The sequence below is a fragment of the Streptoverticillium olivoreticuli subsp. olivoreticuli genome (assembly GCF_003391135.1).
Classification (GTDB): Bacteria; Actinomycetota; Actinomycetes; order Streptomycetales; family Streptomycetaceae; genus Streptomyces; species Streptomyces blastmyceticus.
The window spans coordinates 7,222,468-7,246,815 of record NZ_CP031455.1; the positions used below are offsets into that span (position 1 = coordinate 7,222,468).

General features: G+C 72.5%; 10 protein-coding genes. 6 read left to right on the top strand and 4 right to left on the bottom strand.

Features of this window, described 5'->3' with window-relative positions; genetic code table 11:
• Positions 1–11,499, top strand: a complete 11,499-nt coding sequence (locus DXZ73_RS31435) for a type I polyketide synthase (RefSeq protein ID WP_116214362.1) — start codon at positions 1–3, stop codon at positions 11,497–11,499.
• 157 nt (positions 11,500–11,656) lie between these two features.
• On the opposite strand, the gene DXZ73_RS31440 is transcribed toward DXZ73_RS31435, so the two are convergent.
• On the bottom strand, positions 11,657–12,601 hold the full coding sequence (locus tag DXZ73_RS31440) for an ACP S-malonyltransferase (protein WP_116214363.1): 945 nt from the start codon (positions 12,599–12,601) through the stop codon (positions 11,657–11,659).
• Between the two features lie 495 nt (positions 12,602–13,096).
• Here DXZ73_RS31440 and DXZ73_RS31445 point away from each other — a divergent pair, with 495 nt between their 5' ends.
• Both DXZ73_RS31445 and DXZ73_RS31450 read left to right on the top strand, forming a co-directional pair.
• The gene (locus tag DXZ73_RS31445; RefSeq protein ID WP_240351575.1) at positions 13,097–13,738 is read left to right on the top strand and encodes a thioesterase II family protein; all 642 of its coding nucleotides are present in this window, start codon (positions 13,097–13,099) and stop codon (positions 13,736–13,738) included.
• 62 nt (positions 13,739–13,800) lie between these two features.
• Positions 13,801–15,207, top strand: a complete 1,407-nt coding sequence (locus DXZ73_RS31450) for a class I adenylate-forming enzyme family protein (RefSeq protein ID WP_116214365.1) — start codon at positions 13,801–13,803, stop codon at positions 15,205–15,207.
• A 63-nt stretch (positions 15,208–15,270) separates the two neighbouring features.
• Here DXZ73_RS31450 and DXZ73_RS31455 read toward each other — a convergent pair whose 3' ends face one another.
• Together DXZ73_RS31455 and DXZ73_RS31460 are read right to left on the bottom strand one after the other, a co-directional pair.
• Positions 15,271–16,932, bottom strand: coding sequence for a flavin monoamine oxidase family protein (locus DXZ73_RS31455; protein WP_116214366.1), 1,662 nt, complete (start codon positions 16,930–16,932; stop codon positions 15,271–15,273).
• Positions 16,933–17,033: 101 nt separating this feature from the next.
• Positions 17,034–19,877, bottom strand: coding sequence for a helix-turn-helix transcriptional regulator (locus tag DXZ73_RS31460; protein WP_162890393.1), 2,844 nt, complete (start codon positions 19,875–19,877; stop codon positions 17,034–17,036).
• Between the two features lie 592 nt (positions 19,878–20,469).
• On the opposite strand from DXZ73_RS31460, the gene DXZ73_RS31465 reads away from it, so the two are divergent.
• The 3 genes from DXZ73_RS31465 to DXZ73_RS31475 all read left to right on the top strand — a co-directional run bounded on the left by DXZ73_RS31465 (position 20,470) and on the right by DXZ73_RS31475 (position 23,127).
• A complete protein-coding gene (locus tag DXZ73_RS31465) occupies positions 20,470–21,519 on the top strand; it encodes a sulfotransferase (RefSeq protein WP_240351576.1) in 1,050 nt (349 codons plus the stop codon).
• Between the two features lie 160 nt (positions 21,520–21,679).
• Positions 21,680–22,270 carry a DUF4956 domain-containing protein gene (locus DXZ73_RS31470; RefSeq protein ID WP_116214369.1) on the top strand — a complete coding sequence of 197 codons (591 nt, stop codon included), beginning with the start codon at positions 21,680–21,682 and terminating at the stop codon, positions 22,268–22,270.
• A complete protein-coding gene (locus tag DXZ73_RS31475) occupies positions 22,267–23,127 on the top strand; it encodes a polyphosphate polymerase domain-containing protein (protein ID WP_116214370.1) in 861 nt (286 codons plus the stop codon). The genes DXZ73_RS31470 and DXZ73_RS31475 overlap by 4 nt, the downstream gene beginning before the upstream one ends.
• Here DXZ73_RS31475 and kynU read toward each other — a convergent pair.
• A complete protein-coding gene (kynU, locus tag DXZ73_RS31480) occupies positions 23,072–24,334 on the bottom strand; it encodes a kynureninase (RefSeq protein ID WP_240351577.1) in 1,263 nt (420 codons plus the stop codon). The genes DXZ73_RS31475 and kynU overlap by 56 nt on opposite strands.
• Between the last annotated feature and the right edge of the window lie 14 nt (positions 24,335–24,348).

Below are 24,348 nucleotides of genomic sequence, written 5' to 3' on the forward strand. Positions count from 1 at the left end.
ATGAATGAGGAAAAGCTCCGTTACTTCCTGAAGCGGGTGACGGCCGACCTGCACGAGACCCGCCGCCGCCTGCAGGAGGTGGAGTCGGAGAACCAGGAGCCGATCGCGATCGTCGGCATGAGCTGCCGCTATCCGGGCGGCATCCAGTCGCCCGAGGACCTGTGGCGGCTGGTGTCCGAGGGCGGGGACGGGATCTCCGAATTCCCCACCGACCGCGGCTGGGACATCGAGCGGCTCTTCGACGCCGACCCGGACGGTGCGGGCACCAGCTACGTCCGGGAGGGCGGATTCCTCCACGACGCCAACTATTTCGACCCGGCTTTCTTCGGGATCAACCCGCGTGAGGCCCTCGCCATGGACCCCCAGCAGCGACTGCTGCTGGAGACCACCTGGGAGGTCTTCGAGCGGGCCGGGATCGACGCGACGACGGTCCGCGGCAGCCGGACCGGTGTCTTCGCCGGCGTGATGTACCACGACTACGCCTCGCGGCTGCGCGCGGTGCCGCCGGGTGTCGAGGGCTACCTCGGGACCGGCGGATCCAGCTCCATCGCCTCCGGCCGCGTGGCGTACACCTTCGGCCTTGAGGGCCCGGCGGTCACCGTCGACACGGCCTGCTCGTCCTCGCTGGTGACCCTGCACATGGCCATGCAGGCGCTGCGCAACGGCGAGTGCACCCTGGCACTGGCCGGCGGTGTCACGGTGATGTCCACCCCCGGCACCTTCACCGAGTTCAGCAAGCAGCGGGGACTGTCCTTCGACGGCCGCTGCAAGTCGTTCGCGGCGGCCGCCGACGGCACCGGCTGGTCCGAGGGCGCCGGCATGCTGCTGGTGGAGAAGCTCTCGGACGCCCGCAGGAACGGCCACAAGGTGCTGGCCGTCGTCCGCGGCTCGGCGATCAACCAGGACGGCGCGAGCAACGGCCTGACGGCCCCCAACGGCCCGTCGCAGCAGCGCGTCATCCGCCAGGCGCTGGCCAGCGCGCGGCTGACGTCCGACCAGATCGACGTCGTCGAGGCGCACGGCACGGGTACGAAGCTGGGCGACCCGATCGAGGCGCAGGCGCTGCTGGCCACCTACGGCCAGGAGCGCGGGGAGGGGCAGCCGCTGCTGCTGGGCTCCGTCAAGTCCAACATCGGCCACACCCAGGCCGCCGCCGGCGTCGCCGGCATCATCAAGCTGGTCAAGGCCATCGAGCACGGCACGGTGCCCAAGTCCCTGCACATCGACGAGCCCAGCCCGCACATCGACTGGGCCGCGGGCGCCGTCTCGCTGCTGACCGAGTCCCGGCCGTGGCCGGAGACCGGCCGGCCGCGCCGCGCCGCCGTGTCCTCCTTCGGCATCAGCGGCACCAACGCCCACCTGATCATCGAGCAGGCCCCGGTGGCGGAGGCGGTGACGGACGAGGGCGACGACGTCCCGGAGACCGCGGAGGCCGTGGCGAACACGGTCCTGCCGCTGCTGCCCTGGGTGCTGTCGGGCAAGGGCGAGGACGCGCTGCGCGCCCAGGCCGCCCGGCTGCACGCCCATGTCACCGACCGCCCCGAGCTGGACGCGCCCTCCGTCGGCCGCTCCCTGGCCACCACCCGCAGCGCGCTGGAGAACCGGGCGGCGGTGATCGCCACGGACCGCCGGGAGTTCCTGGACCGGCTGGCCGCACTGGCCGCCGGCGAGCCCGCCGCCGGACTGGTCCAGGGCACCGGAGGCCGGGGCAAGACGGCGTTCCTGTTCACCGGCCAGGGCAGCCAGCGGCTGGGCATGGGCCGTGAGCTGTACGGGACGTACCCGGTCTTCGCGGCGGCGCTGGACGAGGTCTGCGCCGCGCTGGACCCGCGCCTGGAACGGCCGTTGAAGGACGTGCTGTTCGGTGCCGACAAGGACGAGCTGGACCGGACCGGTTTCACCCAGCCCGCCCTCTTCGCGGTCGAGGTGGCGCTCTTCCGCCTCGTGGAGTCCTGGGGCCTGAAGGCCGACTTCCTCTCCGGTCACTCCATCGGCGAACTGGCCGCCGCGCACGCCGCTGGCGTGCTCTCGCTCGACGACGCGGCCCTGCTCGTGGCCGCGCGCGGCCGGCTGATGCAGCGGCTCCCGGCCGGCGGCGCCATGATCGCCGTCCAGGCGTCCGAGGACGAGGTGCTGCCGCTGCTGACCGAGGGCGTGAGCATCGCCGCCCTCAACGGCCCGCAGTCGGTGGTGATCGCGGGCGACGAGGACGCGGCGCTCACGATCGCCGCCGCTTTCGAGGCGCAGGGCCGCAAGACCAAGCGCCTCACCGTCAGCCACGCCTTCCACTCGCCCCGCATGGACGCGATGCTGGACGCCTTCCGCAAGGTCGCGGAGCGGCTGACGTACGAGACCCCCAAGATCCCCGTCGTCTCCGGCCTCACCGGCGCCGTCGTGCCCTCGGCCGAGATCACGAGCCCGGACTTCTGGGTGCGGCACGTCCGGGAGTCGGTCCGTTTCCTGGACGCCGTGCGGACGTTGGAGGCGCAGGGCGTCACCACCTTCGTGGAGCTGGGCCCGGACGGTGTGCTCACCGCGATGGCGCAGGACTGCGTCACCGGCGACGGGCTGTCCTTCGTCTCCGCCCTGCGCGCCGACCGCCCCGAGGCCGAGGCCGTGACCACCGCCCTCGCCACCCTGCACGTCGGCGGTGTGGTGGTGGACTGGGAGGCGTACTACGCCGGCACGGGCGCGGAGCTCGTGGAGCTGCCCACCTACGCCTTCCAGCGCGAGCACTACTGGCTGGACGCCGGCACGGCCTACGCGGACATCAGCTCGGCCGGGCTCGGCGGCGCCGACCACCCGCTGCTCGGCGCCGCCGTGTCGCTGGCCGACGCCGACGGCTTCCTGTTCACCGGGCGGCTGTCGCTGGAGACCCACCCGTGGCTGGCCGACCACGCCGTCATGGGCTCGGTGCTGCTGCCCGGCACCGCCTTCGTGGAGCTGGCCGTCCGGGCCGGCGAGCGGGCCGGCTGCGACCTGGTCGAGGAACTCACCCTCGAGGCCCCGCTGATCCTGCCCGAGCAGGGCGGGGTGGCCCTGCAGATCGCCGTGGGCGCGGAGGACACCACCGGGCGCCGCCCGGTGGCCTTCCACTCCCGCGCCGACAGCGCCCCCGACGACGAGCCGTGGCTGCGGCACGCCACCGGCACCCTGGCGGCGGGCGACGGCCACCCGGCGGCGTTCGACCTGAGCGCGTGGCCGCCCGCGGGCGCCGAGCCGATCGAGGTCGCGGGCCTGTACGAGGGCCTGGCCGGAGCCGGCTTCGGCTACGGCCCGGCCTTCCAGGGGCTGCGGGCCGCCTGGCGGCGGGCCGGAGAGATCTTCGCCGAGGTGGCGCTGCCGGAGGGCGTCGAGCCGGGCGCCGGTCTCTTCGGCGTGCACCCGGCACTGCTGGACGCCGTGCTGCACGGCATCGGGCTCGGCGACCTGGTCGAGAGCACCGGCCAGGGCCAACTGCCCTTCTCCTGGAGCGGCGTGTCCGTCCACTCGGTCGGCGCGGACGCCGTGCGCGTCCGGCTCTCCGCCGCCGGGAACGGCACGGTGGCGCTGGAGCTCGCCGATGTGACGGGCGCCCCGGTGGCCTCGGTGGCGCGCCTGGCGCTCCGCTCGGTCGCCCCGGAGCAGCTGACCGCCGGTGGTACGGGCGGCGGGGTCAAGGACGCGCTGTTCCGGGTGGACTGGACGGACGTCCCGGCCGGTACGGCCGAGGCGGGCCGATGGGCGCTGCTCGGGACGGACGTCCTCGGCCTGGGAACCGTCGCCGAGACCACCGCGTACGAGAACCTGGCGGCGCTGGCGAAGTCGCCGGCGTCCGGCGAGGCCCCGGAGTTCGTCCTCGTCCCGTCGATCGCCACCGACGTCGAGGACGTCGCCGGCGCGGCACACCGGGCCACGGCCGCATTCCTGGCACTGCTCCAGGAATGGCTGGGCGACGAGCGGTTCGCCGACTCCCGGCTGGTGGTGCTGACATCGGGTGCGGTGGCGGCCGCCCCGGGCGAGCCGGTGTCCGACCTGGTCGGCGCCACGGTCCGGGGTCTGGCGCGCTCCGCGCAGTCGGAGAACCCGGGGCGCCTCGTGCTCGTGGACGTCGACGGCCACCCCGACTCGCTGCGCGCCCTGCCCGCCGTGCTGCACTGCGACGAGCAGGAGATCGCCGTACGCGAGGGCGTCCTGAAGGCACCGCGCCTCGGCCGGGCCGCCGTCGGCGCGGCGGACGCCGTCCGGGACCCGGCCGGTACGGTGCTGGTCACCGGTGCGAGCGGCTCGCTGGGCGGGCTGGTGGCCCGGCACCTGGTGACCGAGCACGGCGTACGCCACCTGCTGCTGGTGAGCCGCAGGGGCGGAGACGCCCCCGGCGCCGCCGAACTGGCCGATGAACTCGGCGAGTTGGGTGCGGGAGTGACGTGGGCGGCGTGCGACGTGGCCGACCGGGACGCGCTGGCCGCCGTGATCTCCGCGGTACCGGCGGAGCGTCCGCTGACCGGCGTCGTGCACACCGCAGGTGTGCTGGACGACGGCGTCCTCGGCTCGCTCACCCCGGAGCGCCTCGCACGCGTGCTGCGCCCGAAGGTGGACGCGGCCTGGAACCTGCACGAGCTGACGCGCGAGCTGGACCTGTCCGACTTCGTGCTCTTCTCGTCGGCCGCCGGTGTCTTCGGCGGCGCCGGGCAGGGCAACTACGCCGCCGCCAACGCCTTCCTGGACGCCCTCGCCCAGCACCGCAAGGCACTGGGCCTGGCCGCCTCCTCCCTCGCGTGGGGGCTGTGGGCCGAGTCCGGCGGCATGGGCGGGGGACTGGACGAGGCGGAGGCCGGCCGACTGCGGCGCGGTGGCATCGTGGCCATCACCGCCGCGCACGGCCTGGAGCTCCTCGACGCGTCCGCCCGCACGGACGAGGCGCTGCTGGTGCCCATGCCACTGGACCTGGCCGCGCTGCGCGCCCAGGCGAGCGTCGGCATGCTGCCGCCGCTCTTCCGCGGCCTGGTCCGGGTGCCCCCGCGACGCGCGGCCCAGGCCGCGGCGGCCAACGCCTCCGGCACGCTGGGGCAGCGGCTGGCCGGCCTCGCCGAGGCCGAGGCGGAACGCGTCGTGCTGGAGCTGGTCCGCACCCATATAGCGGCCGTGCTCGGCCACTCCGGGCCCGAGTCGGTCGACCCGGCACGCTCGTTCAGCGAGGTCGGCTTCGACTCGCTCACCGCGGTCGAGCTGCGCAACCAGCTCGGTGCGGCCACCGGCGTACGGCTCCCCGCGACGCTGATCTTCGACTACCCGACGCCCGTCGCGCTCGCGGAGTTCCTGCGCGGCGAGGCCCAGGGCGGCCGGGCCGCCGCGTCCGCCGCACCCGCCGCCTCCACGGCGGCCGACGACGAGCCCATCGCCATCGTCGCGATGAGCTGCCGCTACCCCGGCGACGTGCGGACCCCCGAGGACCTGTGGACGCTGGTCACCGAGGGCCGTGACGCCATCTCCGACATGCCCGCCGACCGCGGCTGGGACATCGAGGGGCTGTACGCCGACGACCCCGACCAGCCCGGCGCGAGCTACGCCCGCAACGGCGGCTTCCTGCACGACGCCCACCACTTCGACCCGGCGTTCTTCGGCATCTCGCCGCGCGAGGCCCTCGCCATGGACCCCCAGCAGCGACTGCTGCTGGAGACCTCCTGGGAGGCGTTCGAGCGGGCCGGGATCGACCCGGCCACGGTGCGCGGCAGCCGGACCGGCGTCTACACCGGCGTCATGTACAACGACTACGGCACGCTGCTGCACCGTGCGCCCGACGGCCTCGAGGGCTACATGGGCACCGCCAGCTCCGGCTCCGTCGCCTCCGGCCGCGTCTCGTACACCTTCGGTCTGGAGGGCCCGGCGGTCACCGTCGACACGGCCTGCTCGTCCTCGCTGGTGACCCTGCACATGGCCGTGCAGGCACTGCGAAGCGGCGAGTGCTCCCTCGCCCTGGCCGGCGGTGTGACCGTGATGGCCACCCCCGGCACCTTCGTGGCCTTCAGCAAGCAGCGCGGCCTGGCCACCGACGGCCGCTGCAAGCCCTTCGCGGCGGCCGCCGACGGCACCGCCTGGGGCGAGGGCGTCGGCATGCTGCTCGTGGAGCGGCTCTCCGACGCGCGTAGGAACGGCCACCCGGTCCTCGCCATCGTCCGGGGCAGCGCGATCAACCAGGACGGCGCGAGCAACGGTCTGACGGCGCCGAACGGCCCGTCCCAGCAGCGCGTCATCCGGCAGGCCCTGGCCAATGCCCGGCTGACCACGGCCGATGTCGACGTCGTCGAGGCGCACGGCACCGGTACGACGCTGGGCGACCCGATCGAGGCGCAGGCCCTGCTGGCCACCTACGGCCAGGACCGCCCCGAGGAAACCCCGCTCTGGCTGGGTTCGGTGAAGTCCAACTTCGGCCACACCCAGGCCGCCGCCGGTGTCGCGGGCATCATCAAGATGGTCAAGGCCCTTGAGCACGGCGTGCTGCCCAGGACCCTCCACGTCGACGAGCCCTCGCCGCACGTCGACTGGTCGGCCGGCGCGGTCTCGCTGCTGACCGAGGAGACGGCCTGGCCGGAGAGCGGCCGGCCGCGCCGCGCCGCGGTGTCCTCCTTCGGCATCAGCGGCACCAACGCCCACACCATCCTGGAGCAGGCCCCGGCCGAGAAGCCGGCCGTCGCCGAGGAACGGGCGGCGAAGCCGGGCGTGCTGCCCTGGGTGCTCTCGGGCAGGACCGAGGCCGCGCTGCGGGCGACGGCACAGAAGCTGCTCGCGGCGCTGGAGACCGACCCGGAGCTGCGCCCGGTGGACGTCGGCTACTCCCTGGCCACCACCCGCGCGGTGCACGACGAGCGCGCGCTGCTGGTGGGGGAGGACCGGGACGGCTTCGTACGCGCCCTGTCCGCCCTGGCCGCCGGCCAGGCCCTGCCGAACCTCGTCCAGGGGACCGGCACGGCGGGCAAGACCGCCTTCGTCTTCCCCGGCCAGGGCTCGCAGTGGGTGGGCATGGCGGTCGGACTGCTGGACGCCTCCCCGGTGTTCGCCGCCCGCATCGCCGAGTGCGCCGCCGCGCTGGCGGAGTTCGCCGACTGGTCGTTGGTGGATGTCCTGCGTGGTGTGGAAGGCGCCCCTTCGCTGGAGCGGGTGGATGTCGTCCAGCCGGTGTTGTTCGCGGTGATGGTGTCGCTTGCGGAGTTGTGGCGTTCGATGGGTGTTGAGCCGTCGGCTGTGGTCGGTCATTCGCAGGGTGAGATCGCGGCCGCGTGTGTGGCGGGGATTCTCTCCCTTCAGGACGCTGCCCGTGTGGTCGCGTTGCGGAGTCAGGCGATTGGCCGGGTGCTGGCGGGCAAGGGCGGCATGGTGTCCGTGGCGCTGCCGGTCAGTGATGTCCGTGAGCGGATCGCCGCGTGGGGCGAGTCCCGCATTTCGGTGGCGGCCGTCAACGGCCCCTCCTCCGTCGTGGTTTCCGGTGAGCCCGAGGCGCTCGATGAGCTGATCGCCTCCTGTGAGGCGGATGAGGTGCGGGCGCGTAAGGTCCCGGTGGACTACGCCTCGCACTCCGCCCAGGTCGAGCTGCTCCGCGACGAACTCCTGGAGCTGCTGGCCCCCGTACAGCCGAAGGCGGCCGAGGTGCCGTTCCTGTCCACCGTGACCGGTGAATGGGTCAAGGGTCCGGAGCTGGACGCGGAGTACTGGTTCACCAACCTCCGCCAGACCGTCGAACTCGAAGGCGCTGTCCGCCGCCTCCTCGACGAGGGCTTCGCGGCCTTCATCGAGTCCAGCGCGCACCCTGTGCTCGCCATGGGCGTGCAGGAGACCGCCGAGAACGTCGGCCGTGAGGCCATCGCCATCGGATCGCTGCGCCGTGACGAGGGCGGCCTTGACCGCTTCTTCACCTCGCTGGGCGATGCGTGGACGCGCGGCGTGAGCGTCGACTGGGACGCGGTGTACGCCGGGACCGGTGCCCGGCGCGTCGAGCTGCCGACCTACGCCTTCCAGCACGAGCGCTTCTGGATCGAGGTCCCGGCCTCGGTGGGCGACGTCGCCTCCGCGGGACTCGGCGCCGCCGGGCACCCGCTGCTGGGCGCGGCGATCGAACTGCCGGACTCGGACGGCGTCCTGCTCACCGGGCGGCTCTCCCTCCAGACCCACCCCTGGCTGGCCGACCACGCCGTCGCGGGCACCGTGCTGGTGCCGGGCACGGCCTTCGTCGAGCTGGCGGTGCGCTCCGGCGACCAGGTCGGCTGCGACCTGCTGGAGGAGCTGACCCTGGAGGAGCCGCTGATCCTGCCCGAGCGGGGCGGGGTGCAGCTGCGGCTGACCGTCGGCGAGGCCGACAGCAACGGCCGCCGGACGCTGGAGATCCACTCCCGGCCGGAGCGGCCGGCGGGCGAGGACCGGCCGGACCAGCCGTGGAGCCGCAACGCCTCCGGCGTGCTCGCGGCAGGCCGGGCGGCGGCCGAGGAGCTGTCGGTCTGGCCCCCGGCGGACGCCGTGCCGGTCGACGTATCGGATCTGTACGAGCGGTTCACGGCCGGCGGGTTCGGCTACGGCCCGGCGTTCCAGGGGCTGCGGGCCGCCTGGCGGCGCGGCGACGAGGTCTTCGCCGAGCTGCGGCTGCCCGAGAAGCAGCGCTCGGACGCCGCCCTGTTCGGGCTGCATCCGGCGCTGCTGGACGCCGCTCTGCACGGCGTGGCGCTCGGCGACTTCCTCGGTACGGAAGACGGCATCCGGCTCCCGTTCTCCTGGAGCGGCGTCACCCTGCACGCTGCGGGCGCTCCGGCGCTGCGGGTGCGCATCGCCCCGGCCGGGCCGGACGCGATCGCCCTGACGGTGGCCGACGAGGCCGGCGGCCCGGTCGCGACAGTGGACTCCCTGGTCCTGCGTCGCGTCGCGCCCGAGCAGCTGCGCGCGGCCCGTGTCGCCTACCACGACTCGCTGTTCCGGCTGCGCTGGACCGCGCTTCCCGTTCCGGCGGCGACCCCCGCCGGAACCTGGGCGCTGGTCGGCCCCGACGCCCTCGGCCTGGGCGCGGCGCTGGCGGCGGCGGGGATCGGCTGCGAGACGTACGCGGACCTGGTGGAGCTCGCCGCCGTGGCGGCCTCCGGCAGGCCCGCGCCGGAGCTCGTCCTCCTCCCGTACGGCTCCGGCACCACCGGGGACGTGGCCGAGGACGCCAGGCGGGCCACGCATGCCGCGCTGGCGGACATCCAGTCGTGGCTCGCGGAAGAGGCATTCGCCGGGGCGCGGCTGGCCTTCGTCACCCGGGGATCGGTGGCGACCGGGCCGGACGCGGAGGTGCCCGGCCTGGCCCACGCCCCGGTATGGGGTCTGGTGCGCTCCGCCCAGACGGAGAACCCGGACCGGTTCCTGCTGCTGGACGTGGACGGCGACGAGGCGTCCGTACGGGCGCTCCCGGCGGCGGTGGCCTCGGCCGAGCCGCAACTGGCCGTCCGTACGGGAGGCTTCCTCGCCCCCAGGCTCGCCGGGGTGGAGGACACGGAGCCGGAGCAGGTGCCCGAGTTCGACCCGGAGGGCACGGTCCTGATCACGGGCGCCACCGGGGTGCTCGGCGGGCTGCTGGCCCGCCACCTGGTCGCCGAGCGGGGGGTGCGGCACCTGCTGCTCACCAGCCGCCGCGGCGGGCGGGCGGAGGGCGTGCCCGAGCTGGTCGCCGAACTCACCGCGCTGGGCGCCGAGGTGACCGTCGCGGCCTGCGACGCCGCCGACCGCGAGGCGCTGGCGCGGCTGCTCGCCGAGGTGCCGGAGGAGCGCCCGCTGCGGGCGGTCGTCCACACCGCGGGTGTGCTGGACGACGGACCGGTCCCGGCCCTCACCCCCGCCCGCATCGACACCGTCTTCCGCCCGAAGGTGGACGCGGCGCGGAATCTGCACGAGCTGACGCGGGGCCTCGGCCTGACCGCGTTCGTGCTGTTCTCGTCCGCGGCCGGCACCCTCGGCGCGCCGGGCCAGGGCAACTACGCGGCCGCCAACGTCTTCCTGGACGCGCTCGCGCAGCACCGGCGGGCCTCGGGCCTGCCCGGGCTCTCGCTGGCCTGGGGCCTGTGGGAGCAGCGCTCGGCGATGACCGGCGGCATGGCCGACGTGGACGTGCAGCGGATGGCGCGCTCCGGCATGGCCCCGCTGACCTCGCGGGACGGCCTGGAGCTCTTCGACGTGGCCTGGACGGTCCCCGGCGAGTCGCTCCTGATCCCCCTGCACCTGGACACCGCCCCGCTGCGCGCCCAGGCCGACGCGGGCGCGCTGCCCGCCGTCTTCCGCGGCCTGGTGCGCGGCTCCCGGCGGCGCACCGTCGAGGCCGCCCCGGTGGACCTCGCCGGACCCTCGCTGGCGCAGCGGCTCGCCGGGCTCGCGACCGAGGCCGAGCGGGAGGCCGTACTCCTGGAACTGGTCCGCACCCAGGCGGCGGTCGTCCTCGGCTTCGCGGACGCCGACGCCATCGGGGTCGGCCGCGGCTTCCTGGAGATGGGCTTCGACTCGCTCACCGCCGTCGAGCTGCGCAACCGGCTCAACGCGGCCAGCGGCCTGCGGCTGTCCCCGACGCTGCTGTTCGACCACGGCACGCCCGCGCTCGTCGCGGGTCACATGCTGACGCAGCTGGTGGACGCGGTGGCCGGTTCCGCCGTACGGGACGAGCCGGCCGGCGGCGCGCAGCCGACGGCCGTCTTCGGCGCGATGATGCGGGAGGCCGGGGAGACGGGCAGGCAGGAGGAGTTCACCCGCATGCTGATGGACGTCTCACGGTTCCGCCCGTCCTTCAGCGGCACCGCGGACCTGGCCAAGGCACCCGCCCTGGTGAGGCTCTCGGGCGCCGGGGACGACACGACGCCCCCCGCGCTGGTCTGCTTCTCCTCCATCCTGCCCATCTCGGGCCCGCACCAGTACGCCCGGTTCGCCGCCGACTTCCGCGGCCACCGGGACGTATGGGCGATGGCCAACCCCGGCTTCGTGGCGGGGGAGCAGCTCCCGGCGACCCCGGAGGCGGTGATCGAGGCGCAGGCCGAGGCGGTGCTGCGGCGGACGGACGGCTCACCCTTCGTCCTGCTGGGCCATTCCTCGGGCGGCATGCTCGCGCACGAGGTCGCGGCGCGGCTGGAGGCCACGGGCGTCTTCCCGCAGGCGGTCGTCCTCCTCGACATCTACTCCCACGACACGGACGCGGCCACCGGCATCCAGCCCGGTCTGAGCGCGAGCGTGGGCGAGCGGAGCGAGAGCCATGTGCCGGTCGACGACGCGCGGCTGCTGGCCATGGGCGCCTACTTCCGCCTCTTCGGCGAGTGGCGCCCGCGCGAGATCAAGACCCCGACGCTGCTGGTACGGGCCGAGGAGCGGCTGTTCGACTGGACCCGCGGCGAGGGCGGCGACTGGCGCTCCTACTGGGATCTGGAGCACACCGCGCTCGATGTGCCCGGCAACCACTTCACGATGATGGAGCAGCACGCGGGGACGACGGCGAGGGCGGTGGCCGACTGGCTGTCGGCCTGACGGCCCGGGACACCTCCGCGCACAGGCCGCCGGCCCCGTACCGAATCCGGTACGGGGCCGGCGGCCTCGTCCGTGGCGCGGCGCAACGCCGAAGGGCCGGCCCCCGCACTCTCCGAGGAGTGCGGGGGCCGGCCCTTCGGCGAGGCGCGGTCGCGCCTCAGCGCTTGCGCGGGGCGCGGTCGCGGGGGCGCTTGCCCGGTCCCACCGTGACCACCTCGAAGTTGGACTTGGTGCATTCGAGCCGGTGGAAGAGGTTGTCGGGGCCGCTGATGCAGACCTTGGCCACCCCGGCCTCCTTCAGCGTGGCGACCACCTTGGGCCAGTGGATCGGCCGGTCGAAGGTGTCGAGCAGCATGGTGCGCAGCTCGTCGGCGGTGCGGACGACCGTGCCGTCCTGGTCGGTGACGACGGGCAGCCGCGGGTCGGCGAGCTCGTACTTCGGGAGGACGTCCTCCTCCACACGGCGTCGCAGCTCCTTGAAGGCGGGCGCGTGCACGGCCGGGACCATGGTGTACATCGAGTAGCCGCCGATCCGGCTGACCCGCTGTTTGAGGCCCTCCAGCTCCTTCTCGCGCAGGGAGATCATGCAGAAACCCTCGTCGAGATAGCCGGAGTAGTCGTACCACTCGCCGCGCTCGTCGAACTCGGCCAGGATCTCCGCGAGTTTGTCCTGCGGGGTGCGGAAGAAGGTGTGGGTGACCGCGTCCTGGTATTCCTCGGTGAAGTACGCGATCTCGTAACGGGCCATCTCGGCGGTGAGCCGGACCAGTTCGGGGAAGGGCAGCGAGCCGACGAACGCGGTGGCCGCCTTCTGGCCGAAGCTGGGGCCCACGCAGATGTCCGGGGCGATGCCCAGCTCCTCCACGGCCCGGTCGGCCGAGGCCATCGAGTTGACCAGGAAGGCGATCTGGGTGGCCTCGGAATAGCTGTCCTCGGACTCGCGGAAGCGGTCGAAGACGGAGTAGCCCAGCGCCTCGTCGGCCTCCGCCAGCCGCTTGCGGGCGAAGGGGTCGAGCACCAGGAACTTGCCCACCTCGGAGAAGCTGGACGGCCCCATCCCGGGGAAGACGATGGCGGTGGTCGGCTGCTCGGATGCCGTCATGGTGTCTGTGTAAGCCTTTCAGTCCTGCGCGGTCCGCTCGGAATTCAGTCCTGTTTTAATGAGGATTACGGAGAGCGTGGACCCTGCCCGCCATGTCTAACACGTACCGCCAACCGGCGTCCGTGGCACACCTCGACGTTAGGGGGCCGGGTGTGCGGTTAGGGGGAGTTAGGGGCCGGTATGCATCGCATCATGGATAGCGGTTGATAGGGGTTGTGACCCCGCGTGATGTACTCGTAGCCTCGCGACGTGAGCCCACGAATAACAGTGGGGCGTCCGTAGGGGACTTGGGCACGGCGCAAGCGCATCGAGGCATTTCATGACATCGACCACCGGGGCGGCCGACGCCAATGGCATCGGCACCGGCATTGCCGGTCGGGCAACCGGCCCCGCCGGCAATCGCCTTGCGGAAGTGGCGCCGAGACCCGGTGCCGTACGCCGCCCGGACGCGGTGGGATCCACCGCGGGTCGCCGCGCGCAGGGGGCTTGCACTCCTTGAGCCAGATCGAGTCCGATGAAGTCCATCTCATCCGGATAGTGCAGCCGGAGACACCCAGCAGCTTCCGGCTGATCTGCTTTCCGGAGTCCGCGCTCTCCAGCGCGTACTACCTCTCCCTGTCGGAACTGCTGTTGCCCACCGTCGAGGTGCTCGCGATCCAGTACCCGCTCGATGCCGACGACGAGGAGAAGCTCGCCGATTCCCCGGATCTGGCGGACCGGATCTTCGAGGCGCTGCGGGAGTGGATCGACCGCCCGGTCGCGCTGTTCGGCCACCGCGCCGGCGCCGACCTCGCCTACCGCGTCGCCGAACGCCTGGAACGGGAGACCGCGACCCGGCTGCTGACCCTGTTCGTCTCCGGCCGGACCGCGCGCGGGGGCCTGTCGCTGGGCCCGCCGGCCCTCGGCTGCCGCATCGTCGCCCTCGCCGGCGAACAGGACCCCAAGACCCCGCTGCGTGGCGTACGCGCCTGGCGGCGGCGTACGAGCGGGCGGTTCGATCTGGAGGTCTTCCCCGGATCGCGCGGCTATCTCGATTCGAGCAGAAGAGAAGTCGTCAACCTGGTCCATGACCAGCTGCTCTCACTGTCCACCCTCGACGTCGAATGCGAAATCGGCGCCGAGGACAAGGGCGTCTAGGGGGCCGGCAAGGTCCCGCGGCCGCCCGTACTCCGCACAGAAGAAGAGAAAGAGTACGATCGATGACCGCGAAGATCTTTGCAGTCGACTCGGTGCAGACCCTCGCAGATTTCGAGCAGGACGCGCTGCGTGTCGCCGATGTGATCCGTGAGCACGGGGTCGCCGAAGGCGACCGCGTCATCCTCAAGGCCGGCAACTCCGCCGCCTATGTCAGTGTGCTGTTCGCCCTGATGCACGTGGGCACCTCCGTCGTGCTGGTCGACCAGCAGGAGCAGGCCGACGAGACCCGGCGCATCGCGCTGCGCACCGGCGCCGGGCTGGCGTTCGTCGACGACGACGCCCCGATCGACGACGACACCCGCGCCGTCAACCTCTACGAACTGATCGCCCCCGCCGCCGGCCGTCCGCTCCCCGCCGGGCAGCGGCTGGACTTCGACGCCTGGGCCGACCGGCCCGACGGCCTGATCATGTGGACCTCCGGCTCCACCGGCCAGCCCAAGGGCGCGGTGAAGTCGGGCCGCAAGTTCCTGAAGAACCTGGAGCGCAACGCGGACCAGGTGGGGCACCGCGCGGACGACGTGCTGCTGCCGCTGCTGCCCTTCGCCCATCAGTACGGGCTGTCCATGGTGCTGATCGCCTGGATACGGCAGTGCTCGCTGGTCATCGCCCCCTACAAGCGGCTCGACCGCGCCGTGCAGATGGCCGGGCGCACCGGCGCCACCGTCATCGACGCCACCCCCTCCAGCTACCGCTCCATCCTCAACCTGATCACTCGCAAGCCCACGCTCCGCGCCCACCTGGAGCCGGTGCGGATGTTCTGCTCCGGCGCGGCGCCGCTGGACGGCGCGCTCTCCGACCGCTACGTCGCCGAGTTCGAACTGCCGCTGCTGGACAGCTACGGCTCCACCGAGCTCGGCAACATCGCCTTCGCCACTCTGGACAACCCGGTCTCCTGCGGGCGCGCCATGGACGGCATCAAGCTGCGGATCGTGGACGAGGACGGCGTGCCGATGGCCGCCGGCGAGGCCGGTGAGATCGAGGTCGACACCCCGGACGCGCTGGAGGGCCACCTGGCCGAGGACGGCGGCATCGCCCCCTTCCCGACCGGCTGGCAGCCCACCGGCGACCTCGGCTACCTCGACGCCGAGGACAACCTCTACGTCCTGGGCCGGAAGTTCGCCGTGCACCGCATGGGCTACACGCTCTACCCGGAGCTCATCGAGCGCAAGGCCGCCGACTCGCACATCTCCACCCGCATCGTGCCGCTGCCCGACGAACGCCGCGGCACGCAGCTGGTGTTCTTCGTCGAGGACGAGCAGATGCGGGAGGCGCAGCACTGGCGCGAGCGGCTGTGCGAGGTGCTGCCGGCCTACGAACAGCCCAACCGGGTCGTCGTCCTGGAGTCGTTCCCGCTCAACCGGAACGGCAAGCCGGACAAGAAGCAACTGGAGAAGCTCGCCCAGGAGTAGCGATCAAAGGGGAGCCGACGGCGGATCGCACCGTCGAGGCTCCCCTTTTTGCGCCCCGGCGCCTCAGCCGTACGGCAGCTCCACCGGCGCCAGCTCATGGAACAGGTCACCGGGCCCCGGGTTGTCCGGATGCGTCGCACCGCCCAGATGGTTCAGCACGCCCCACACCGCGTTGAGGGCCGTGGTCACCGCGCCCTCCGCGAAGCCCGCGGTCCAGGAGACATCGTCGCCGCACAGGAAGAAACCGCGCTGCGCCTCGTCCATGCCCTCCTGTATGAACTGGGTGAACAGCCGCTGCTGATAACGATACTGACCCGGCAGGTTGGACTTGAACGCGCCCATGAAGCGCGGCTCGGTCTCCCAGGTGACGGTCAGCGGCTCGGCGATGATGTGCGAGCGGATGCAGACGTCCGGGTAGATCTCGGCCAGCCGGGCCAGCAGCACCTCGAGCCGCTCCCGGGCGGAGAGGGTCGCGATCTTCAGCGAGTCGTCGTTCCAGGTGTACGACAGGCACATCACGCCCGGCCGGTCCGGGCCGTGGTCGAAGAGGTAGACCCCGCGCGGCATCCGGTCGGTGAGCGTCATGCTCATCACGTCCGCGCCGGTGCCCGGTGCCCGGTCCCGCCAGAACGGCCGGTCGACGAGCACGAACAGCTTGGACGCCCCCATGTAATGGGTGCGCTCCACCGCGGTCCAGCGGCCGGTGGACAGCAACGCGGGATCGCAGTCGACACGGTTGAGCAGCGCCCACACATGCGGACTGAAGACGACCGCGGGGAAGTCGCGGACCGTACCGCTCTCGTCCTCGACGCGTATGCCCTCCGGGATGCGGCGCAGCCGGGTGACCGCGGGCCGCGCGCGGCCCTGGGCGTGCAGCGAGGCCAGCGAGGTCCCGCGCGGCCAGTGCGCGAGCTCGCGCGGCCGGTGCGTCCACAGCCCGCCCGGCACCTGCTGGGAGCCGCCTTCGATGATGAGCTGGTCGTCGTCCGCCCCGGTGAAGACGACGCGCAGGATCTCCAGCACCGAGTTGGGGAAGTCGGTGTCCCAGCCCCCGGTGCCGAAGCCGACCTGCCCGAATATCTCCCGATGGCGGAAGGACTGGAAAGCGCCGGAGGTGGCGAGAAAGCCGTAGAAGGACTGGTCGTCGAACTCCCGGACCAGCCTGTTCCACACCGCTTTCAGCGTCACCACGTCCCGCAGCCGGATGGCGTCGCGCACCGTGGAGAGCTCGGCGCGCTCCTGCAGCGCCTTCTCCCAGGCATCGGCGACCTCCTGGTAGACGGCCGGCAGCTCGGCCGGGGTGCCTGCCCGGTGCCGGACACCGTTCAGGTCGATCAGCGTGCTCGGGGTCGACGGCGCCAACGGGTTGGGAAAGGGGCGGGTGCGCAGCCCCAGCAGGTCGATGTAGTGGAACAGCGACCGCGCGGAGGCGGGAAACCGCATGGCGCCCATCTCCGCCACGTATTCCGGGTGACCGGGAAACGGAACCGAACGCATCCGCCCGCCCAATTGCTCGGCCTCGTAGAGAACCGGGCGCAGTCCCAGCCGCATGAGTTCATATGCGGCGGTCAATCCGGCCATGCCGCCGCCGACCACGGCGACTTCGGTGCCCGCAGTACCGGACGGAAGTTCACCGAGACCGGCGGGATGGCGCAGCCAATTGTCGTAGGAGAACGGAAAGTCCGGCACGAGCATTGTCGTCGGAGCCGTAGTGGCTGACGTCATAGGGAAACCTCTCAAGGGCGTGCCGACGGCAACCCGACGCTATTCACGCGGTGGTTGGTGCGACAACCCCTATTCACCCTTGTTGACGCCCCGTTGCGGGGTCACGCGGTATGTGCCACATCCCAGCCGAGACTGGTCGGGAGATCCTGCCGGTGACTGATATTGATCTTCCGGTAGACGCGGGTGAGGTGCTGTTCCACGGTGCTGACCGTGATGAACAGCTTGGCCGCGATCTCGCGGTTGGTGTATCCGGAGGCGGCCAGCGCCGCCACCCGCCGCTCGGCGTCGGAGAGTGCCGCGAACGCGGCCGCGGCCTCGCCGTCCGCGGGCCCGGCCGCCGCGCCCGCCGTCGTCGCACGGCCCGGAGGGCGCTGCAACGAGCGGGAGAGCTCCTTCGCACCGCAGCCGTCCGCCAGTCGCCAGGCCCGGCGGGTCATCAGCCAGCTCTTGTCCGGGTCGCCGAGCTGCTTGTGCGCCCGGGCCAACTGGGCCATCGCCCGCGCCATCCCGTACCAGCTGTCGCTGCGCCGCAGCAGGTCCAGGGACTGCTGCAGCAGCGCGGGCTGCTCGGCGACCGGCCGGGTCGCGGCCAGCACGCGCAGCGCCGAGCCGCGCGTGCGGGGCAGCGAGGAGGGCGCCAGGTCGAGCTGCTCCTGTGCCAGGCGCGCGGCCTCCTCACGGTTGCCGAGCGCCAGCCAGGTCTCGGCCATGCCCAGCCGCCAGGGCAGCACGGAGGGGGAGTCCAGGTCCCAGGCGGCCATCTTCTCCCCGCAGCCGCGCAGGTCGGCGAGGGCGGCCTGGTGGCGGCCGGTGGCCAGCTGGTGCATGCCACGGGCGTAGAGGTAGTGCAGCCCGAACCGGGTCCGGAACAGTGCCTCCGGCACCGGGCGGGCCAGCAGCTCGCCGGCCGCGTCGTGGTCGCCCATCGCGGTGTGCGCGTTGACCAGCACCGCCACGGGCATGCCGACGACCACGCCCCAGCCGCGCATCGGCAGCTGCTCCAGGGCGCACTCCCCGTGCCGCACCGCGTCGGTCAACCGGCCGCCGCGCAGCGCGATCTGACCACGGATGGCACTGAAGCCGGCCGACCACGCCTGGGTGGAGCAGCGCGCCGCCTCCACCAGCACCCGGTCGCACCACGTGGCGGCCGTGCCGAGACGGTCCGCGTAGATCAGCGTCCGCAGCGCGGCGCGCAGCGCGTACGCGGTCCCCTCACTCAGCCGAGTGCTGCCCAGCACCTGCTCGGCGTCCCGTACGGAGTCCTGTACGGCCTCGTCGTCGGCGCTGTCCTTCAGCACGCCCCGCAGGGCGGTGAGCGCGGCGATGCCGGGGCCTTCGGCGGTGGTGCCGTCCGGTGTCCCGGCGGCCCGGTCCGGGCGGCGGGCGGCGCCCCACGCCTCCTGGAACCTCCGCAGCTCGGGGGAGTCGGGGTAGGCGCAGGACAACGCGAGGCCGATGGCGCGCAGTTCCCCGTCGAGCTCGGAGCCCGGGGTCTCCGCCAGCGTGCTGCTGACCCGCCCGATGGCGGCGGCCGCGTCGTCCAGCGAGCCGATCCGCATGAGCCCGAGGGCCACCCGCAGGGCGTGCCGGGGCGGCAGCAGCCCCTCGCGGGCCGGCGCCGCCAGCGGCTGCAGCCGCTGGACCTGGGTCAGTGGCTTGACCCGCCACAGCGCGTCGGCCAGCGTCGCCTGGATGATGAGCGACTCCCGCTCGTCGGCGCAGTGACTCCTGGCCAGTTGCAGACAGCGCACGGCGAACTCGGCACGGTCCTCGGCGAGCGCCAACAGGGCCGCGTCCCGCAGCACCCGCGGCACCCAGTCCTCGTCCGGCGCCGCCGCCTCGTGGCTGAGCAGCTGCCGCGCCACCTCGGTGGGCCCGGCGTCCTGCTCGTGCAACAGCCGGGCCGCCCGGCGGCGCAGCAGGCCGAGCTCCTCGTGGGGCAGGTCGTCCAGCAGCATCGCCCGGACCTCGTCACGCCGGAACCGGGTGTCCTGGAGGAGGCCCACCTCGCCGAGCGCGGCGACGGACTGCGCCACGACGCCCTCCTCGATCCCGACCAGACCGCTCAGCAAGGGGAGGGAGTCGGCGTCGCCCAGGAGCGCGATGCCACGGGCGGTCCGCAGGTGGTCCGTGTCGCCGTAGCGGTGCACCCAGGACAGCACCGCTTGGTGGAAGAACTCCCCGACCACCGGGGTGTCGGCGGCGTCCTGCTGCTCGCCCGCATCCTGCCCGCGAGCGGGCAGGGCGAGGCGGTCCTCCAGCAGGCCGCGCAGCAGGAGCGGGTTGCCGCCGGTGGCGGCGTGGAAGGCGGCGGCGTGCCGCTGCGCGTCGCGCGCGCCCAACTCCTCGGTCAGCAGCCGGGCGACACCCGCGACGCTGAGCGGGCCCACCCGCACCTGGCAGGTGTCCGGCCGCTGGAGCAGCTCGAGCAGCGCGGAAGAGGTGGTGGAGTCGGCGGAGCCGGTCCGCGGGCAGCACGTGACGATCGTGGACAGCGCGGTGTCGCGGCAGTGGCGGACGGCGTACTCCAGGCACTGCAGCGACTGCGGGTCGGCGTACTGCGCGTCGTCGACGACGATCAGCAACGGGCCGGCGGCGGTCAGCTCGGCGAGAGCGCGCTGGAAGCCCTGGAGCACATCGGGCCCCACCTGCCCCGGCCCTCCGAGCCCGGCCCGCGGGTCGAGCTCCGGCCCGAGCAGCCGCGGGGGCACTCCGCGCAGCAGCTGCTCGAGCACCGCGTACGGGAACTCCTGCTCCGAGGAGCTCGCCACGGCGCTCAGCAGCCGGATGCCCTTCGCGACGGCGATGTCCGACACCTTGTTGAGCAGCTCGGTCTTTCCCGAGGCCACGACGCCGCTGATGACGCCGACCCCGCCGCTTTCGCCGACTCCTCCGGCGAAGAGCTGCGTGAGCCTGGTTATCTCCTCGTCGCGCTCCACCAACACCTGTATGAACTCCTTACCCCGATAGGACTTTCCGGGGTGGTGAAAGCACCTCGCACGCTTTACGCAATCCATACGTCCACGGAAACCGGGGCCGAAGAATGCGGTGCTCCCCGTACAGAAAAATTCCCCCGCGCGGGAGCCCCCCGGCTCCTGCCCATTCTTGAGCTGTGTGCGACAGTAAGGACACTCTGGGTCAGAGTGTCGGCCTCCAGCAGGACATGGGGCGCTCCGTGTCATTGGGCCCGTTGTCCCGAGGAGTGAGTGCAACTGTAGCAGTGTCCGGGGATCTTGACGTAACGCCGAGGTCTGAAGTAACGGCGAAGGCGGTCGCCGGAACGTGTGCCGGGTCACCCGGGCCGGACGGCGGCTATTCCTTGATGACCTCAAATCTTTCCCGCATCGGCCGCGAGCGAAAAGGTTGCACTCCGGCCGGGAGATGTCGGCCACGTCATTGGCTGCGCCATGCATGAGTTTGATCAAACCTTACCCGGGGCTTCACGTCTTCTATTACCGTGGTGTCAATGCCGAATGGGCCGCGGCAGCACCGTCGCCGCGGACCTTTGGCCTCGCATACAAAAGGAAGGAAGTCAGCGTGCACACCGATAAGTTGACCTTTGTCGTCGGCACCGGGCGCTGCGGGTCGACGGCGCTGTCCGCGGTGGTGAATCTGCACCCGGACGTGCTCAGCCTCAATGAGTTGTTCGCCAGTGTCTCCGACCCCGCGGTGCTTACCGAAGAGTCGCTGAGCGGGCCGGAGTTCTGGGGCTTCCTGACCCGGCCGAACCGGGTCAGCGACAACATGATCCGCAACGGTGCCCCGCCGTCGGAGTTCCTCTACAACCGCCACCCGGAGTGGCGCTACTCCGCCGGGACCACCGGCATACCCGCCATCAGCATGATGGTTCTCCCGCACCTGACCGACGACCCCGACGGGCTGCTCGACGAGCTGGAGCCCGAGGTCAACTCCTGGCCTTCGCGTCCCGCGCCGCTCCAGTGGCAGGCGCTGTTCGCCACCCTGGCCGCGCGCTTCGGCGGGCCGGGCGCCGTCGTCGAGCGCTCCGGGCTGTCCCTCGGCCGTGTGCCTCAGCTGCGTGCCCTCTTCCCGCAGGCGCGCTTCGTGCACCTGTTCCGCAACGGCCCCGACTGCGCGCTCTCCATGAGCCGCCACATCGCCTTCCGGATGCTCCCGATGCTGTGGGAGATGGCCCAGCGCTGCGGCCTGGAGTCCCCGTACGAGCTGACCCCGGAGCATGCCGCCCAACTGCCGCCGGACCTGGCTCCGCTGCTGACCGAGCACTACGACCCGGCCCTCGTCCTGGACCGGCCCATCCCGCTCGCCGCGTTCGGCGCGATGTGGTCGCAGTGGATCGTCGACGGGGTGCGGCAGCTGGAGGAACTCCCGGCCGGCATCCGCACCGCGCTGTCGTACGAGCGGCTCCTGGAGGAGCCGCGGAAGGAGCTGACCCGGCTGGCGGAGTTCATCGGCGTCGAGGCCCGCCCGGACTGGCTGGACGCCGCGACCGCCCTGCTGAACGGCGACGGCCGCCGCGGCTCCGCGCTCACGCTGCCTCCTGCGGAGCTCGACGCGCTGCGCGAGTCCTGTACCGCCGGCACCGAGGCCCTGGCGGGCCAGGGGATGTAGCGATCGGCCGCAGGGCCCGCGCACGGCGGCATGCAGGCCCTGCAGCAGTTCGGCAGTCCGGCGGCGGGGAGGTGGACCGTTTCTCCACAGGCATACGCATGTTCGATCGCGATGCGCTTATCGTCTGTGCTCCCTCCGTTACGCACAGAGAGCGGATCCCATGGACACCTCATCGCGCATCGCCGCCCAACTCGTCCTCGACCTCGTCGCCATGTGCCTGCTGACCTTCGCGATCTACTATCCGCGCCACCGGCGCCGCGACCTCGTACCGGCCTATCTCGCCCTGAACGCCGGGTTGTTCACCGTCGTCGCGGCCTTGGCCGCGGTGAGCGGCAAGGGCGGGGCCGCGCTCGGGTTCGGGATGTTCGGGGTGCTGTCGATCGTCAGGCTCCGGTCCGACGCGGTGCAGCAGGAAGAGGTCGCGTACTACTTCACGACGCTCGTGCTCGGTCTCGTCTGCGGGCTGCCGCATCTGGCGTTCTCCTTGAAGGCGGGGCTGAGTGCCGTGTTGCTCCTCGTCGTCTGGGCCGCCGACAGCCCGCGGCTCCTGGCCGGTTCACGGCGTTCCGTCGTCACGCTCGACGCCGTGCACAGCGACCCCGCGGCCCTGCGGGCCGACCTCGCCCGGCGCCTGGGCGAGCCGCTGCACTGGACCGTCATGGAGGTCGACTACGTCCGTGACCTGACGGTCGTCGACGTCCGCTACCGCGAGCCCGCGCGTCTGGCGGCACCCGTCTGGGAGTCGGTGTGAGCCCGGGGGCCGTACGGGCCGTCACCGAGGCCGCCCACGCAGCGCAACCCGTCTCGCTCGCCGAGGTCAACGCGCGGGCCGAGCTGCTCGCGCGCTTCGACCGCAGCTATCTCGTCCCCGCTGCGGTGTTCCTGCGGATGGCCGGACGGCTGACCGACCCGCACCGGCCCGGCGGCCCCTTCCGGGCACTGACCATCGACGGCAGACGCGCCTTCCGCTACCACTCCGTCTACTACGACACCCCCCGGCTGCGCTCCTTCCACGACCACCGCCAGGGCCGACGGCTCCGCTTCAAGATCCGCGAACGCGTCTACCAGGACACCGGAGAGCGACAGTTCGAGATCAAACTCAAAGGCGCCCGCGGCGACACCGTCAAACACCGCCGCCCCCTCACCGGCACCACCACCCCACTCGACACCCCCTGCCACACCTTCCTCACCCAGACCCTCCACCACGCCTACGGCATCGACCCACCCACCGCACTGCACCCCTCCCTCAGCACCGACTACCTCCGCGCCACCCTCGTCGCCGACGGCGAACGCATCACCTGCGACGCAGGCCTGACCTGCAACGACCTCCACACGCACCGAACAGCCCACTGCGACACAGAACTTGTCCTGGTCGAAACCAAGACGACAGGACACCTCACCGAAGCCGACCGACTGCTGCACGCGTACGGCATCCGACCGGCCGTCTTCACCAAATACTGCAGCTCATTCGCATGGTTGCGCCCCGGCCTGCCCGGCAACCGCTGGCGCCGAAACGCACACCACGCGTTCGGTCCCGGCAAGGGAAATGACGTCAGGTCACCGTCGTCCGGCGCTGGAACCGTTCGTCACGGTGCTCTGCGGACGTGATGACCTCGGCCAACTTCCGTGTCGCGGAAAGGACGTCCTCATGGGTGATGTAGAGCGCGTTGACGCCGAAGCGCAACATGTCCGGAGCGCGCATGTCGCCGATGACGCCACGGGCGGCGAGGGCCCGCACCAGCGCGTACGCGTCGGGGTGGCGCAGGGTGACCTGACTGCCGCGGCGCTCCGGCGCGCGCGGGGTGACCGCGGTGAAGCCGAGGCCGTCCAGGAGGGCGTCCGCGCAGTCCAGGAAGAAGCCCGTCAGGGACAGGCTCTTGGCGCGGACCTGCTCCATGGACACGCCGTCGAAGGCCGTGAGCGCCGCCTCCAGGGCCAGCATGGAAAGGATCGGCGGGGTGCCGATGCGGCCCCGGCCGACGCCCTCGGCCGGGGCGTAGTCGCCGCTCAGCCCGAACGGTTCGACGTGCCCGTTCCAGCCCGTGATCGGCTGGTCGAACGCCGCCTGGTGGCGCTCGGCGACATAGAGGAACGCCGGGGCGCCCGGGCCGCCGGACAGGTACTTGTAGCCGCAGCCCACGGCCAGGTCGACGCCCAGCTCGTCCAGCCCGACCGGGAGCGCGCCCGCCGCGTGACACAGGTCCCACAGCATCAGCCCACCGGCCCGCTGCACGGCCCGGGTCGTCGCGGCCATGTCGTACAGCTCGCCCGTGCGGTAGTCCACCGGCGAATAGCCGGCGACCGCGACCCGCTCGCCCTCCTCCGCGAGGAAGCGCGGCAGTCCGGCCGGCGGCACCCGGCGTACCTCCAGGCCGAACAGGCGGGCCACCGAGTCGGCGATGTACTGGTCGGTGGGGAAGTGCCCCGGGTCCGTCAGCAGCAGCGGACGGCCGGGCCGCAACCGGACCGCCGCGGAAAGGGCGTTGAACAGCTGGACGCTCGTGGAGTCACCGGCCAGCGTCTGCCCCGGCGCCGCGCCCACCAGCCGCCCGACCGCGTCCCCGACCCGCAGGGGCGCGTCCCACCAGGAGTTGTCGTTCCACGACCGGATCAGGTCCGTGCCCCACTGCCGGTGCACGGCGTCCGCCATGGCGGGAGGCACCGCGGCGGGCAGCGCGCCGAGGGAGTTGCCGTCCAGATAGACGACCCCCTCCGGCAGCAGGAACCGCTCCCGCACGGCGGCCAGCGGGTCGGCGGCGTCGAGCGAGGCCGCGCGGGCCGCCAGGGCATCGGGGGCGGGGGAGGTGGTGCTCACCAAGTGATCCTTGT